We start from the raw sequence: 15,110 nt of genomic DNA, 5'->3' as shown, positions 1-15,110 counted from the left end.
CGACGGCCGAGCACGTGAACTTCGGGCTGATAGGGGCGCGCAAGGAGCTACCGAGCCTGCAGCGCCTGCTCACGCACCTCGACACCGCGCTCGAGGAGTTGGAGAAGATCGCGGCGACATCGACGACCTAACGCTCGGCGTACTTAAACGTCGACGCGAGAGTCCCGACCTGACGACATGCCGAGCTGAAGACACCGGATCGGCGACGCAATCGATGAGGCGACAGTCACAGATCTCGCTATCTGACTAGATAGTAAGTTACTCGCGAGTATCATCGCTGTATCTCAATGGCTGCCGCCGTGGCCAGGTTAGGGCAACCTTGGCAGCGCTTGGGAGCCGTGACGAATTACGGTTACCTGTAGTAGACGTCCGACCCCGCGCACGTCAGCCCTGCGCGACTAGGTCGATGATCAACATGAGAGGGGCCGGGACGCCGTGAATGCCACGACGATCACCATCGGCACGATTGCCGCGATCATCAGCTTGTTCTGCTGGGCCAGCTTCCTGCGCGGCGTGTGGACCATGGTCCGGGCGATCGCCCAGGGGCAGAAGGTCGACAGCACCCGCTACTGGCCGGTCGGACCACGACTGTGGACGATGCTCAAGGAGTTCGTCGGCCACACGCGGATGGTGAAGTTCCGAACCGTCGGCTGGGCCCACTGGCTCGTCATGTTCGGATTCCTCATCGGGGCGATCTTCTGGTTCGAGGCGTACGGCCAGATCTTCGACCCTGAATTCCACTGGCCGGTCATCGGCGCGTGGCACATCTACATCTTCGCCGACGAGGTCCTCGGGCTCGGCACCGTGATCGGCATTCTCGCGCTGATGATCATCAGGCAGCTCAACCACCCGCGTGTGCCTACTCGATTGTCACGCTTCGCGGGCTCACGCTTCGGCGCCGCGTACTTCGTGGAGCTGGTGGTCCTCATCGAGGGCCTGGGCATGATCTTCGTGAAGACCTTCAAGATCTCGTCGGGCATCGAGGATCCGCCGATCTGGACGTCGTTCTTCACCCACTACTTCGCGCAGCTCTTCGAGGGGTCCTCGGTCTACTGGGTCACCGCCGCCGCGGTGGTCAAGCTCATGAGCGGCATGATCTGGCTCGCGGTCGTCGGAGCGAACATCGACTGGGGCGTCGCATGGCACCGGTTCGCGGCGTTCTTCAACATCTATCTCAAGCGTGAGCAGGATGGCGGCGTCGCACTCGGTGCGGCCAAGCCGATGATGAGCCAGGGCAAGGTCCTCGACATGGAGACCGCCGACCCCGACGTCGACGCCTTCGGTGCGGGCAAGGTCGAGGACTTCTCGTGGAAGGGGTGGCTCGACTTCACGACGTGTACCGAATGCGGTCGCTGCCAGAGCCAGTGCCCCGCGTGGAACACCGGTAAACCGTTGAGCCCCAAGCTGCTGATCATGTCGCTGCGCGATCACGCACAGGCCAAGGCGCCGTACCTGATCGCTGGTGGACGCAAGGACATGGGCGGCGACGAGGTCGGACTGGTCGACGCCGACGGCAACGTCGACGAGGCCAAGCTGGCCAAGATCCCCGAGTCGGCGCGTGCCGAGGCTTCTCGCAAGCTGGTCGGCGAGTCCAAGGGACTCATGGGCGGCGGCGAGGGCATCGTCGAAGATGACGGGGCGTTCGACCCCGAACAGCTCGGCGCCGTCATCGACACCGAGACGTTGTGGAGTTGCACCACGTGTGGTGCGTGCGTCGAGCAGTGCCCCGTCGATATCGAGCACGTCGACCACATCATCGACATGCGCCGCTACCAGGTGCTCATCGAGTCCGACTTCCCGACCGAACTCGCGGGCATGTTCAAGAACCTCGAGAACAAGGGCAACCCCTGGGGTCAGAATTCGTCGGCGCGCACCAACTGGATCGACGAGATGGACATCGAGATCCCGGTGTTCGGCTCCGACGTCGAATCGTTCGAGGGCTTCGAGTACCTGTTCTGGGTCGGTTGCGCAGGCGCCTACGAGGACCGCGCGAAGAAGACCACCAAGGCCGTCGCCGAACTCCTCGACATCGCGGCGGTGAACTTCATGGTCCTCGGCGAGGGCGAAACCTGCACCGGTGACTCCGCTCGACGCGCAGGCAACGAGTTCCTGTTCCAGATGCTGGCGCAGCAGAACATCGAAACCATCAACGGTGTCTTCGAGACCGCGCCGTCCCAGCGCAAGAAGGTCGTCGTGACCTGTGCGCACTGCTTCAACACATTGTCGAACGAGTACCCACAGCTCGGCGCCAAGTACGAGGTCGTGCACCACACCCAGCTACTCAACCGGCTGGTGCGCGAGAAGCGCCTCGTGCCCGTCGCACCCATGGGTGAAGGCGTGACCTACCACGACCCCTGCTATCTGGGACGCCACAACAAGGTCTACGACGCTCCGCGTGAGCTGATGGAGGCGTCGGGGTCGACGCTGCGCGAGATGCCGCGCCACGGCGAGCGGTCCATGTGCTGCGGCGCTGGCGGAGCGCGCATGTGGATGGAAGAGCAGATCGGCAAGCGCATCAACATCGACCGGGTCGACGAGGCGCTCGACACTCTGGCCCCGGGAACCGCAGGGAACGACGAGACACCGCAGAAGATCGCGACCGGCTGCCCGTTCTGCCGCGTGATGCTGACCGACGGAGTCACCGCGCGGACGTCCGGCACCGAGAACGAGGGCAAGATCGAGGTCGTCGACGTCTCGCAGATGCTGCTCGACTCGGTCAAGCGTGGTCTGCCGGAGGTGACGCGCGGGGGCCGGTTCCTCGGACCGAACCCCAAGCCTGCCGCCGAGCCCGAACCCGAGCCGGAGAAGGAGAAGGTCGCCGCAGCCGCTCCTGCTGCTGCCGCAGCGGGAGCCGCCACCGACGCCAAGCCGAAGCCGAAGGTCGGCCTGGGTATGAAGGGCGGCAAGAAGCCCGGAGGCGCAGCGAAGGCACCCGCGGCGTCGAGTAGCGCACCGGCCGAAGAAGCGCCCGCCGAGAAGAAGCCCGCCGCAAAGGGATTCGGCATGAAGGGCGGAATCAAGAAGCCGGGTGCGAAGTCAGCTGCCCCGTCTGCCGAGCCCGCTCCCGCGCAGGCCGAGTCGTCGGCAGCCGTCGAGAACGCGGCGAACTCCACTGCCGACGAGCCGAAGCCTGCCAAGGCCAAGGGCTTCGGCATGGCCGCGGGCAAGCGGCCGGGGATGAAGAAGCCCGGCGCGAGCACGAATGCAGCTGCAGCCGGTGCGGGAGTGACCGCTGCCGCCGAGAACAAGGTGGCGGAGACCGAGTCGGCACCCGACGCCGCACCCACCGCCGATACCGAATCGGCAACGGCTGCAAGCACTCCCGCCACGGAGGCATCTGCAACCACAGAGGCAAAGCCCGCTGCGACAACGGAGGCAAAGCCTGCCAAGGCCAAGGGGTTCGGCATGGCCGCGGGCAAGAAGCGCCCAGGCGGTGCCTCGGCGCCGAAGGTTGCTGCTCCACAGGCCACTGCTGCTCCGGAGGCTCCCTCGAGTGAGGGACCCGAGGCTGAGGCGGCTGAGCCCGCCCCGGAGTCTGAGGCCGAGCCGCAGACCCCTGCGACGAGCGATTCGACGGAGTCGGAAGCGGCGTCAGGTGTGTCGAGCGAAACCGCCGACGACAGCGATGCAGAGGCGTCGAACAGCCCGGCGTCGAACGGCGGTTCGGATTCCGACGGCCGCACGATCGCCGAGACGGGCGCGTCGAAGGCCAAGGGCTTCGGTATCGCCGCGGGGAAGAAGCGCCCCGGCCAGCGCTGATCAACGCACAGTCGACGTGCAGAAGCGCACAGTCGACAGCAAGAGACGCCCACTCGATGCAGGCTCGCGTCGGGTGGGCGTTCTCATGCGTCGAGTGGGCGCTCCTGGCAGTCGACCGTGCGTTCTTCTCCGCCCAGCGGGCGCTCCTGACCGTCGACCGTGCGCGCCACTCGACGGCCCGAAAAAACCGAGTTGCCTGCGGCTGAGACAATTGAACTCGTGAGTAGGCCGTATGTATCGCACCTGAACCAGAACCTCAAGCCGTTGGAGCAGTCCGAGAAGCTGCAGAACGTCTGCTACGAGATCCGTGGGCCGGTGCACGCGCATGCGGCGCGACTCGAGGCAGAGGGCCATCGGATCATGAAACTCAACATCGGCAACCCCGCGCTGTTCGGTTTCGAGGCCCCCGACGTGATCATGCGCGACATGATCCATGCGCTGCCCTACTCGCAGGGCTATTCGGAGTCGGCGGGCGTGCTGTCGGCGCGTCGTGCCGTGGTCACCCGCTACGAACTCCTGCCCGACTTCCCGTACTTCGACGTCGACGACGTCATCCTCGGCAACGGCGTCTCCGAGCTCATCACCATGACGATGCAGGCGTTGCTCAACAACGGCGACGAAGTCCTCATCCCAGCCCCCGACTACCCGCTCTGGACAGCCATGACGGCCCTGTCCGGCGGTACCGCGGTGCACTACCGCTGCGATGAGGACAACGAGTGGAACCCCGACATCGCCGACATCGAGGCCAAGATCACCGACCGCACCAAGGCGATCGTCGTGATCAACCCCAACAACCCCACTGGCGCGGTCTACTCGCGTGAGGTGCTCGAGCAGCTCGTCGACGTCGCTCGACGCCACTCGCTGCTCATCCTGGCCGACGAGATCTACGACAAGATCCTTTACGACGACGCCGAGCACGTCAACATCGCATCGCTGGCCCCTGACCTGCTGTGTCTGACGTTCAACGGGCTCTCGAAGGCCTATCGCGTCTGCGGTTATCGGGCGGGCTGGGTGGTGCTGACCGGCCCGAAGGATCACGCCAAGGGCTTCATCGAGGGGCTCGGCATTCTCGCGTCGACGCGCCTGTGCGCCAACGTCCCCGGACAGCACGCGATCCAGGTCGCGCTCGGCGGCTACCAGAGCATTGACGCCCTCGTCGCTCCCGGTGGACGTTTGTACGAGCAGCGCAATGTGACCTGGGAGAAGCTGAACGAGATCCCAGGCGTCAGCTGCGTCAAGCCCAAGGGCGCGTTGTATGCGTTCCCCCGTCTCGACCCCGAGGTCCACGAGATCCACAACGACGAGCTGTTCGTCCAGGACCTGCTGCTCCAGGAGAAGATCCTGGTTGTGCAGGGCAGTGGCTTCAACCTCGACGACAACAACCATTTCCGCATCGTCACGCTTCCCTGGTCCCGTGACCTCGAGGACGCGGTCGAACGAATCGGCAACTTCCTGTCCTCGTATCACCAATAGGCGGCCAGGCCGGGTGCCGTCGGCGTAATCTGCGGTGCCGTCGGCGTCATCTGCGGTGCCGTCGGCGTGATCCGTGGTGCCGTCGGCGCGATTCGTGGTGCCGTCAGCGCAACCTGCGGTGCCGTCGGCGCGCTAACGTGACACTCTGCGTTGTCATCATCTCTGGACATTGGTGTGACGCTCGGTTACGTTAACCCCAGCACGGTTCCGAAGGGGTGACGTATGAAGCAGTGGGTCGAACGACGCGCGGAGGTCAACGGCGCACGGCTCGCGGTGTTCGAGTTCGACGAGCCCGTGAGCATCGAGCCTGCGAGCATCGAGCTTGGGAGAAGCGCGCGCGGCGCCACGGTCGACGACCGCCCGACGGTCGTGTTCGTGCACGGCTGGCCCGACACGCACCACGTGTGGACCGAGGTCGCTCGACGCCTCGCCGACGATGTCCGGGTCGTGGCATATGACACGCGTGGACTCGGCAGCAGCGACAGCCCGCGCGGAGTCTCCGCGTACCGCATCGAGACGCTCGCCGACGACCTGTACGCGGTCGCGGAGGCCGTCAGCCCCGATGCCCCGGTCCACGTGGTCGCGCACGACTGGGGTTCGATCCAGTCCTGGGAGGCGATGTCGCGAGAAGACGCCGCCGACCACTTCGCGTCGTTCACGACGATCTCCGGCCCCAGCCTCGATCACGTAGGGATTCTTCTCCGCGAGAACATCTCTCATCCGACACCGCGTCGGCTTCTCGACACACTCGTGCAGTCGTTCTTCTCGACCTACATCCTCCTACTCCACCTGCCGCTGGGTCCGACGCTGATCTCCGCGACCCTCGGCTCCCCGACGGCGTGGCGGCGGTTCCTCCGCCTCGTGGACGGCACGCCCGCAGAGCAGATCGTGGTCGCACCGACGCTTCGACGTGACATGCGTTCGGGGGCGCGCTACTACCGCGCCAACATGATTCGGAAGGTCGGCAAGCCCAACCCGCGGGTGACCGACGTGCCGATCCTCGAACTCGTGAACACCCGCGACTTCGCCGTGCGAACGCACCTGCTGCGCAACACAGGCCGCTTTGCACCCGACCTCACCCGCCAGGAATCGCCGACGCCCCACTGGGTTCCGACCACGAACCCCACCTACGTGGCCGACAGCGTCCGCGACTTCGTACGTCGGATCACTTCCAGACGAGCCGGCCAACCGGCAACCGACAGTCGCGTTTCCGCCCGTTGACCACACTGCGAAGGAGTTACACCGTGCACGCACACGCCGAGCGGCTCGACGCCACACCACCGCACACGCCGCATGACAACGGGACCGATCCCGGCGAGGTCGAACTCCACGCACGAAACGTGACGTTCGACTGGTCCGACGTCCCGCTGCACTGGATTCCAGGACATCCGATCGCGTCGGACTTCATCAGTGTGCTCAATCTGCTTCTCCCCGAGGGGGAACGGTGGTTTGTCCAGACTTATAACGAGGCGCTCCCCCTGGTTCGCGACGAGGAGCTCGCAGCAACCATGCGCGGCTTCATCGGACAGGAAGCCATGCACGCCGAGGCACACGACCACGTGCTGTGGGAGTTCCTCGATCACCACGGCATCGACCCGCGGCCGTACGCCCGTCAGATGGAGTGGGTGTTTCGCAAGGTCCTCGGCCCCCTCGAGAAGGGCTCGGCCGAGGCCAAGCAGAAGCACCTCATCGAGCGTCTCTGGCTGATCGCGGCCATCGAGCACTACACCGCGATCCTGGGCGATTTCGCACTCAACAACACCTGGACCGAGGTCGGCGCCCACCCGACGATGGCAGATCTGTTCACCTGGCACGGTGCTGAAGAGGTCGAGCACAGGGCGGTCGCACACGACGTCGCGGTCTACTTCGGAGACAGCTATCTGCGTCGCGGGCGAGCCATGCTCATCGCGCTGCCCGCCCTGATGATCCTGCTCTTCCGCGGGTTCCGCTTCATCACCAGCCAGGACACGTCGATCCGGCACAACAACTTCTTCTACCGGCAGTACCACTACATGCGCGGGGTGCGAGCAGGTGTGCTCCCGACGATTCGCAGCGTCCTGCTGGCCACGGTGAGCTATTTCCGGCCCGGGTTCCACCCCACCGAGATCGGCTCGACCGCACAGGCTGTGGCGTATCTGGCGTCGTCACCTGCTGCGCGCAACGCCTCCTGACCGAATGCCAGAGGCAGACATCATGAATCAACGGGTACATCCACACACCACCGAGTTCACCTCACCGCCGCCACATCTGTACGGCCGCTGGCGCCACGATCCCCTGATGACGTTCGGCACCGTGCTGTCGAAGGCATGGATTCCCTTCTGGCGTCCCTTCTCGCCACTACGGGAAACCGCCGAGGACAACGGCGTCACCACACTGCGCATCGTCGGCCGAGAGGTCGTCGCGCAGGACGAGAACGTGGTCGCACTGACCTTCGCAGGACTCGACGACCAGCTACTCGAACGATGGCACGCGGGAGCACATCTCGACCTGCTGCTGCCGTCCGGCCGGATGCGCGAGTACTCGCTGTGCGGAGATCCCGCGGACCGCGCCACGTATCGAATCGCAGTCCGACGCATTCCCGATGGCGGGGGTGGCTCGGTCGAGGTACACGACACTCTGCACGTCGGTGACACTGTTCGGATCAAAGGACCCCGCAACGCATTTCCGATCGCTCTGCCCGGTCACGGCTCTCCGGCACGCTCGCTGAGGTTTGTCGCCGCGGGTATCGGGATCACACCGATCCTGCCGATGTTGGCTGCGGCCGAGCGCCTCGGACTCGACTGGTCGATGATATACACGGGCCGGAACATGGACTCGATCCCGTTCCGCGACGAGGTCGCGCGTTACGGAGACAAGATCACGATCCGCACCGACGACGAGCACGGTCTGCCGACCATGGAAGAATTGCTGGGCTCCGTCGACTCCGAAACCGGTAGAGCTCCATCAGGTCTCGCAGTCTACTGTTGCGGTCCGGTCCCGATGCTGGAGGCGCTCCGCCGTCACTTACACGATCGCCCGGACATGGAACTGCATTATGAGCGATTCAGTCCACCACCGGTCGAGAACGGTCGCCCGTTCACGGTGACCATCGAGTCGACGGGGCAGCAGATCGACGTCGCGGCCGACGAGACGCTGCTGTCCGCGCTACGCAAGGAGATTCCGACGGTGCCGTATTCATGCCGTCAGGGTTTCTGCGGTACATGCAAGATCAGGACGTTGTCTGGTGCGATTGACCACCGGGACAACATCCTGACCGAGCCGGAGCGTACCGCGGGCTCCATCCTCACCTGCGTCTCACGGGCGGGCGGCGATCACCTCACCCTCGACCTCTGACGCCTGCTCGGACTCGGGTTCGGTTGTGCGTGAACCGCTCCCGCCGCGCAAAAGCACAGCTGCCGCCACGGCTGCCGCCGCCGTCACCACGACGGCGACCCACACGGCGCTGTGCAGACCCTCGACGAACACCTCTTGCACGGCGACGGTCATGCGCTCCGACATCGAGGCAGGCGTACGCGATGCCACCTCGGCCCCGCCCATCACCGACTGATCGGCAATCTCGGCGAGGTGACGCGGAAGCCCCAGTCCACCAATTCGTTCCGCGACGGACGACGCGTACACGGACGTCAGCACCGAACCGAGCACTGCCACACCGAGGGTGCCGCCGATCTCGCGCGTGGTGTCGTTGACCGCGCTGCCGGCGCCGGCTTGTTCCGGTCGAAGCGAATCCATGATCACTTGCGTACACGGACCGGAGATCGCGGCGAGCCCAGCAGCCATCAGTGCCATCGACCAGATGATGAGCTCCCAGTAGCCCGACACCCGTGACGAGATCTCCACGAGCGCAAAGCCGGCCGACATCAGGACGGCACCGGTCGTGACGACCCATCGGGGGCCGACCCTGTGCGCGAGCGCCATCGCGATCGGCGAACACACTGCCGTCACGAGCGCGAAAGGCAGTGTGCGCAACCCTGCTTCGAGAGGCCCGTAGCCCTTGACCGCCTGGAAGAACTGGGTGATGAGGAAGATGAATCCGAAGAGCGAGAAGAACGCTACGGCGATCATCCCTGCTGCGGTCGCGAATCGGCGATTGGCGAACAATCGGACGTCGAGAATCGGATGTGTCACCGTGAGTTCGCGCCACACGAACAGACCGATCACCGCGACCGCGATGACGAGGCCGGCAATGGTCCGCGGATCGGCCCAGCCGACGTGCGGTCCCTCGATGACCGAGTAGGTCAGCAGTCCGAGTCCGAGTACCGACAGGACCAGGCCGAGGACGTCGAACCGCGCGACCGACTCCGGCCGCGTGCCCGGCACGACCGCGAGCACCGCGAGCGCGGTCACAGCAGCGATGGGCAGGTTGACCCAGAACACCGACGCCCATGAGAAGTGCTCGAGCAACCATCCACCGAGTACCGGACCGATTGCGACCGCGACGCCTGACGTCGCACCCCACACGCCGACCGCGGTCGCGCGTTCGGCACCGACCGGGAAGATCGCGATGATCAGCGCGAGCGTCGCAGGGAAGACAAGCGCCGCGAACACACCGAGTCCCCCACGCGCGACGATCAATTCGCCCAGTGTGTTCGACGACGCGGCCAGCGCCGACACCGCGGCAAAACCCGCGATACCGGTGACCAGCATCCGACGATGACCGAAGCGGTCGCCGAGGTAGCCGCCGGTGAGGAGCAGACCGGCGAACACCAGCGTGTAGGCGTCGACGATCCACTGCAGGCCCGAAATCCCTGCACCGAGATCGCGCGCCATGGTCGGAAGTGCGACATTGACGATCGTGTTGTCGATCATCACCAACAGTTCGGCCAAGCACAGCGCACCGAGCGCCAACCACCGTGAACGCATCCGATTCACCTCCGCTGATAGATTTTCGTTCCACTGTTGTAGAACGTTGTTCTTTTCTAGAAGAACACCGTTCTAGTAGGATGTCAATATGGCCTCTTCACGAACTCCGCGTCGTACTCCGGCCACCGAGGTACGCGCCAACCTCATCGCCTCGGGGCGTCGAATCCTCGAACGTGACGGCGTTGCCGGACTCACCGTCCGCTCCGTTGCGACGGAAGCCGGAGTCGCACCGATGGGTGTGTACAACCACTTCGACGGCAAGGAGGGTCTACTCGACGCCCTGGTGAGCGATGCATTTGCCGAGTTCACCCGCATGATCGACGTGACGGACGACGACGCGCGCGACCGACTGGCGCACAGCGGGCGCGCGTATCGGGAGTTCGCACTCAAGTACCCGGTCGTGTATTCGCTGATGTTCGGCTCCGACCACCATCCCGACTCCGACATCGCAGACCACGCCTTCGAAGTCCTCACCGACCACATCCGCTACGGGCAGAACGCGGGGCTACTCACGAGGGCCGAGCCCCACGAGGTGACGATGCAGGTCTGGAGCTGCGTGCACGGTGCGGTGTCGTTGGAGTTGGCCGGTACGCATCCGCCGACGATCGATCCGGGCACCAACTACGAGCGCGTCTTGGCGATGGTGCTCCGCGGGCTGTCGACGTGATGCGAGAATGGGCGCGATGAGCAGCGACGACAAGGGCACGACCGAGTATCGGATCGACGACCTGGCGAGGGCGGCCGGAACCACCACGCGCAACGTCCGCGGATACCAGGACCGCGGACTGTTGCCGAGGCCGTTGCGTCGCGGACGTATCGCCATCTACACCGACTTGCACCTCGATCGGCTGAAGGTGATCAACGATCTGCTCCGTCGCGGGTTCACCATCCGACACATCGGCGAGTTCCTCAGCGGAATTCAACGCGGCGACGACCTCGCGGACGTCCTCGGGCTCCGTGAAGTCGTCGCAGCTCCCTGGGGAAACACGACGAAGGGGTCGGTCAGTGCGGACGAACTCCGTGAACTGCTCAACAACAGCAACCCCGCGTACCTCACACGACTCATCGACCTCGGATTGATCAGTCCGGAGGGACCGTCGGACCCTCCTACCTCGTTCACCGTGCTCGACCAGGAGACCATAAACGCCTATGCCCGACTGGTCCGACGAGGCGTGACACTGAATTCGATCCTCTCGGTGCACGAGAAGCTCAGCACTGACATGGATTCGGCAGCGGAGTCGCTCATCTCGGCGGGTCGCGGCACCATCGCCGAGGAATACAAGGACGGCTGGATTCCGCAGACCCCCGCCGAATCCGATTGGGCGCGAGACCTTCTCGTCGAGCTCAGGCGCGCCGGGTCGACGATCGCGCACAACACCCTCGACCGCGCACTCGACCGCGACATGGCACGCCAACTCGGCGACTATCTCGCCATCGCCGAGCGCGACGAGCCGTCAGGGAACGACGATAGGCGGCAGTCCTCCGGGTAGTGGAATCACCGCTCGCGGTCGGGGTTTCGGTCGCGACGTCCGACGGGGCGCCTGCTGCTCTGCGCGTTGTGATTGCTCGGTCTGCGTGGTGGGCGGTGGCGGCGGGGGCGGCGGCACGTAGGTCGCGGCCGGCGCGCGCGCCTCGTTGAGGTCGCCAAGGTCTGCGTACAGCTGCGTCGACGTCGCCGGTGCCTGTCGTGCGGCAACGGTATTCGACGTCGAGGGTGTCGCGGAGCCGCCACTGAGGGCAAGCGCCGTGGCGGCGACAGCGACCCCGACGACGGCGGCGGCTGCAGCCGCACCGAGTACGATCTTCTTCCGACGATCGTGTAATTCGTTGTCGACGACCACCGAATGTTCCTGCTGCACAGGCTGTTCGGAGTGCGACGCCACACCCGGATCGTCGGCGGCGGGGTAGGTCTGGTACCCGATCGCCAGGTCGCGGTCCGGCAAGTCGGAGTATGCGAGCGAAATCGGTTCGATCCGATCGGTCACGTCGAATTCGTTGTCGACCGATCGCACCGCACGGGCAGCAGGCGGGCTTTCGGCGTACGGCTTCCGCTCCACCTCGAGGAGGTCGGTGGTCTCGACCCTGCCCCCGCCCGGATAGTGCCCCCGGGACGATTGGTCCGCCTGGTCTCCGACCGAGGGCCCCGACTCACCATCGCCGACGGGCAGAGACACCACGACATCGTCGAAGACAGCGATCGGTACGTCGACGACGGGTGCGAGCAGTTCGGGCAGCCCGGGCCACACAGTGTGCGACGCGTCGAACACCATCGCGCTGACCTCGCGTCGGGCAGCCTGTGCGCTGGACGCCACCGCGTCCGGCACGCGCTCTGCGCATGCCAACGTCGACTGCGCGACGTCGCGTCGCGTGACACGGAACAGGCGCACGTGGTTCTCGCCCATGATGAACGCGCCGTCGGACTCGGCGAGGCGGTGGCGCCCCCGCTGGCTGAGGAGGCGAAGTTCTGCGGCCCAGTCAGCGGATTCGGGGGGATCGACGCGGCCGGCGCGCACGAGATGATCGGATATGAGTGCGTCGAGCTCAGCTCCGCTGGTACCCGCGACAAGCGTGTTCGCGAAGACCGCACCCGATTCGACGTCGGCGAGCCACACGCGGACCCCGTCGTCGGCGACGGTGATCAGCGCCAGGGAATCGACGAGGGTCGAGTGACGCCGACGGAGGTGTTCGGAGACACGGCCGATCACGGAGGCGTCGAGCACCCGCCCAGGTGCGATCACGTCATCTGCGATCACGTCGTCGTCCATTGATGTTGCAATCCCGTCATCGAGAAACTCCACACGCTTTCTCGTGAGTCGGGCTCAGTCAATTCTGTGCCACGCTCTGTCGACCACTCCCCCGAGGTTCCGAGAGTTCAACCTAGCACGAGGTCACCGATGCGCCACTTGTGTCGCACCTTCGAAGGACGCTGCCGATGCCTGTGCGGCACCCGTGTGACGCCGCCCACCTGCGGTTTCGTTCTGCAGCGCGAGCTCGTCGGCAGAGGCCGCAGTCCTGCCGCCGAGCGCTGCGTAGGTCCATCCGGCCCGCGTCCACGTCAGCGGGTCCAGACAGCGTCGACCATCGACGATCACGCGTGATCGCACGACCGGATCGAGTTCGGCCGGCGCCATGTGCACGAACTCGGCCCACTCGGTGGCGATCGCGACGACATCGGCATCCTGCGCGGCTTCCGCCGCGGAGTCGGCGTAGGCCAGCATCGGGTACATCCGCTGGGAATTGCTGTTCGCCTTGGGATCGAACACCGTGACCGAGGCTCCCCGCAGGGCCAGTTGTCCGGCAACACTCAATGCCGGCGAGTCGCGGACGTCGTCGCTCTCCGGTTTGAACGCGGCGCCCAACACCGCGACGTTGGCGCCCAACAGTTCCCGCGGACACGACCCGACGATGAGATCGACCATCGCGGAGCGCCGTCGCATGTTGATGGTGTCGACCTCACGCAGGAATCGCAGGGCACCGTGCGCGCCGAGTTCTTCGGCGCGAGCCTCGAACGCGCGGATGTCCTTGGGTAGGCAGCCACCGCCGAATCCCAGACCCGCGTTGAGAAACCGACGTCCGATCCGCTTGTCGTGTCCGATCGCGTCGGCGAGTGTGGACACGTCGGCGCCGACGATCTCGCAGAGTTCGCTGATCGCATTGATGAACGAGATCTTCGTGGCGAGAAAGGCGTTTGCCGATACCTTGACCAATTCTGCTGTGGACCAGTCCGTTTCGATGACGGGAAGGCCAGTGTTGATGATGTCGCGATAGACCTCGCGAAGCGTTTCGAGTGCGTGACTCGAATCGGAGTCGGGGTCGGTGCCCATGACCAGGCGGTCGGGGCGCAGCGTGTCCTCGACGGCGAATCCCTCACGCAGGAACTCGGGATTCCACGCGAGCGCGACAGCAGAGTCGGGAGCAGTCAGTGTGTCGATCCGCCGTGCGAGAGCCGTCGCAGTACCAACGGGCACGGTCGACTTGCCGACGATGAGGTGATCGCCGCGCAGGTGAGGAACCAACGCGTCGACCGCGGCCTCGACGTACGACGTGTCGGCGGCATGTCCGCGAGCACGCTGAGGTGTTCCCACACCGATGAAGTGCACCGAACCGTGCCCCGCAGCGGCGACCGCATCGGTGGTGAACGCCAGCCTGCCTGCAGAGATGTTGCGGCGCAGGATGTCTGCGAGCCCTGGCTCGAAGAATGGAACCTCGCCTGCGGAGAGCCGACTCACTTTGGCGGGGTCGACGTCGACGCCGAGGACGTCATGTCCGAGCTCGGCCATGCACGCTGCGTGTGTCGCCCCGAGGTATCCACAACCGATCACTGTCAGCTTCATACCTGGATGACTACGTGGGTCGATCTGCCAGCTCGCTACGAGCGCGTGGCCAGTCGCAGGCGCCCATGTGAACGTCGCGGACCCTCGGTGAACAGCAGTCGTCTATCCGGCGTCGCGGATGAAGTTCAGATATGCCTTCGACGGAGTGGGACCGCGCTGACCCTGGTATTTCGACCCGACTGCCGCGCTACCGTACGGGTTCTCCGACGGGCTGCTGAGCCGGAACAGGCAGAGTTGTCCGATCTTCATGCCGGGCCACAGCGTGATGGGCAGGTTTGCCACATTCGACAACTCGAGCGTGATGTGGCCGGAGAAACCGGGATCGATGAACCCTGCCGTCGAGTGGGTCAATAGGCCGAGACGACCGAGCGAGGACTTCCCCTCGAGTCTGCCGGCCAGGTAGTCGGGCAGGGTGCAGATCTCGAGCGTCGAGCCGAGGACGAACTCGCCCGGGTGTAGGACGAAGGGTTCGCCATCGGCGGGCTCGACCAGCGTGGTCAGTTCGTCCTGGCGCTGTGCGGGGTCGATGTGTGTGTATCGGGTGTTGTTGAACACCCGGAAGAGGTTGTCGAGCCGGACATCGACGCTCGACGGCTGCACGAGGGACGGATCGAACGGATCGATCGCCAGATTCCCGTCGGCGACCTCGGAGCGGATGTCACGATCGGAGAGCAGCACGCCTGC

General features: G+C 65.3%; 11 protein-coding genes. 7 read left to right on the top strand and 4 right to left on the bottom strand.

The features are described 5' to 3' along the window. Positions 1-435 precede the first annotated feature (435 nt). From GOOTI_RS08005 to GOOTI_RS07985, 5 genes are all read left to right on the top strand, one after another. Positions 436-3,759, top strand: a complete 3,324-nt coding sequence (locus GOOTI_RS08005; protein ID WP_007238068.1) for a heterodisulfide reductase-related iron-sulfur binding cluster — start codon at positions 436-438, stop codon at positions 3,757-3,759. Positions 3,760-3,978: 219 nt separating this feature from the next. Continuing rightward, positions 3,979-5,232, top strand: a complete 1,254-nt coding sequence (locus tag GOOTI_RS08000) for a pyridoxal phosphate-dependent aminotransferase (RefSeq protein ID WP_039993743.1) — start codon at positions 3,979-3,981, stop codon at positions 5,230-5,232. A gap of 222 nt (positions 5,233-5,454) precedes the next feature. Continuing rightward, complete coding sequence (locus GOOTI_RS07995) at positions 5,455-6,453, top strand: alpha/beta fold hydrolase (protein ID WP_007238066.1); 999 nt, start codon at positions 5,455-5,457, stop codon at positions 6,451-6,453. A gap of 23 nt (positions 6,454-6,476) precedes the next feature. Further along, complete coding sequence (locus tag GOOTI_RS07990; protein ID WP_007238065.1) at positions 6,477-7,403, top strand: metal-dependent hydrolase; 927 nt, start codon at positions 6,477-6,479, stop codon at positions 7,401-7,403. 22 nt (positions 7,404-7,425) lie between these two features. Further along, the gene (locus GOOTI_RS07985; RefSeq protein ID WP_039993754.1) at positions 7,426-8,565 is read left to right on the top strand and encodes a PDR/VanB family oxidoreductase; all 1,140 of its coding nucleotides are present in this window, start codon (positions 7,426-7,428) and stop codon (positions 8,563-8,565) included. Here GOOTI_RS07985 and GOOTI_RS07980 read toward each other — a convergent pair. Beyond that, positions 8,527-10,092, bottom strand: a complete 1,566-nt coding sequence (locus GOOTI_RS07980; protein WP_007238063.1) for an MFS transporter — start codon at positions 10,090-10,092, stop codon at positions 8,527-8,529. The two genes, GOOTI_RS07985 and GOOTI_RS07980, sit on opposite strands and share 39 nt — an antisense overlap. An 88-nt stretch (positions 10,093-10,180) precedes the next feature. On the opposite strand from GOOTI_RS07980, the gene GOOTI_RS07975 reads away from it, so the two are divergent. Both GOOTI_RS07975 and GOOTI_RS07970 read left to right on the top strand, forming a co-directional pair. Then, a complete protein-coding gene (locus GOOTI_RS07975; RefSeq protein ID WP_007238062.1) occupies positions 10,181-10,759 on the top strand; it encodes a TetR/AcrR family transcriptional regulator in 579 nt (192 codons plus the stop codon). A 16-nt stretch (positions 10,760-10,775) separates the two neighbouring features. Next, on the top strand, positions 10,776-11,582 hold the full coding sequence (locus tag GOOTI_RS07970; protein WP_007238061.1) for a MerR family transcriptional regulator: 807 nt from the start codon (positions 10,776-10,778) through the stop codon (positions 11,580-11,582). Here the strand turns inward: GOOTI_RS07970 and GOOTI_RS07965 are convergent. The 3 genes from GOOTI_RS07965 to dcd all read right to left on the bottom strand — a co-directional run bounded on the left by GOOTI_RS07965 (position 11,547) and on the right by dcd (position 15,104). Next, complete coding sequence (locus GOOTI_RS07965; RefSeq protein ID WP_007238060.1) at positions 11,547-12,890, bottom strand: hypothetical protein; 1,344 nt, start codon at positions 12,888-12,890, stop codon at positions 11,547-11,549. The genes GOOTI_RS07970 and GOOTI_RS07965 overlap by 36 nt on opposite strands. Before the next feature lie 90 nt (positions 12,891-12,980). Continuing rightward, positions 12,981-14,426, bottom strand: a complete 1,446-nt coding sequence (locus GOOTI_RS07960) for a UDP-glucose dehydrogenase family protein (protein ID WP_007238059.1) — start codon at positions 14,424-14,426, stop codon at positions 12,981-12,983. A gap of 102 nt (positions 14,427-14,528) precedes the next feature. Further along, a complete protein-coding gene (gene dcd / locus GOOTI_RS07955) occupies positions 14,529-15,104 on the bottom strand; it encodes a dCTP deaminase (protein ID WP_007238058.1) in 576 nt (191 codons plus the stop codon). Between the last annotated feature and the right edge of the window lie 6 nt (positions 15,105-15,110).

Origin of the sequence: Gordonia otitidis NBRC 100426, from assembly GCF_000248075.1 — a bacterium.
Taxonomy (GTDB): domain Bacteria; phylum Actinomycetota; class Actinomycetes; order Mycobacteriales; family Mycobacteriaceae; genus Gordonia; species Gordonia otitidis.
This window is presented reverse-complemented; position numbering and strand designations above follow the sequence as displayed.

Excerpts from the sequence above, each read along its gene's own strand:
- GOOTI_RS07995 (WP_007238066.1), top strand. The coding sequence starts at position 5,455 with ATGAAGCAGTGGGTCGAACGACGCGCGGAGGTCAACGGCGCACGGCTC.
- GOOTI_RS07985 (WP_039993754.1), top strand. The coding sequence starts at position 7,426 with ATGAATCAACGGGTACATCCACACACCACCGAGTTCACCTCACCGCCG.
- GOOTI_RS07980 (WP_007238063.1), bottom strand. The coding sequence starts at position 10,092 with ATGCGTTCACGGTGGTTGGCGCTCGGTGCGCTGTGCTTGGCCGAACTG.
- GOOTI_RS07975 (WP_007238062.1), top strand. The coding sequence starts at position 10,181 with ATGGCCTCTTCACGAACTCCGCGTCGTACTCCGGCCACCGAGGTACGC.
- GOOTI_RS07970 (WP_007238061.1), top strand. The coding sequence starts at position 10,776 with ATGAGCAGCGACGACAAGGGCACGACCGAGTATCGGATCGACGACCTG.
- GOOTI_RS07960 (WP_007238059.1), bottom strand. The coding sequence starts at position 14,426 with ATGAAGCTGACAGTGATCGGTTGTGGATACCTCGGGGCGACACACGCA.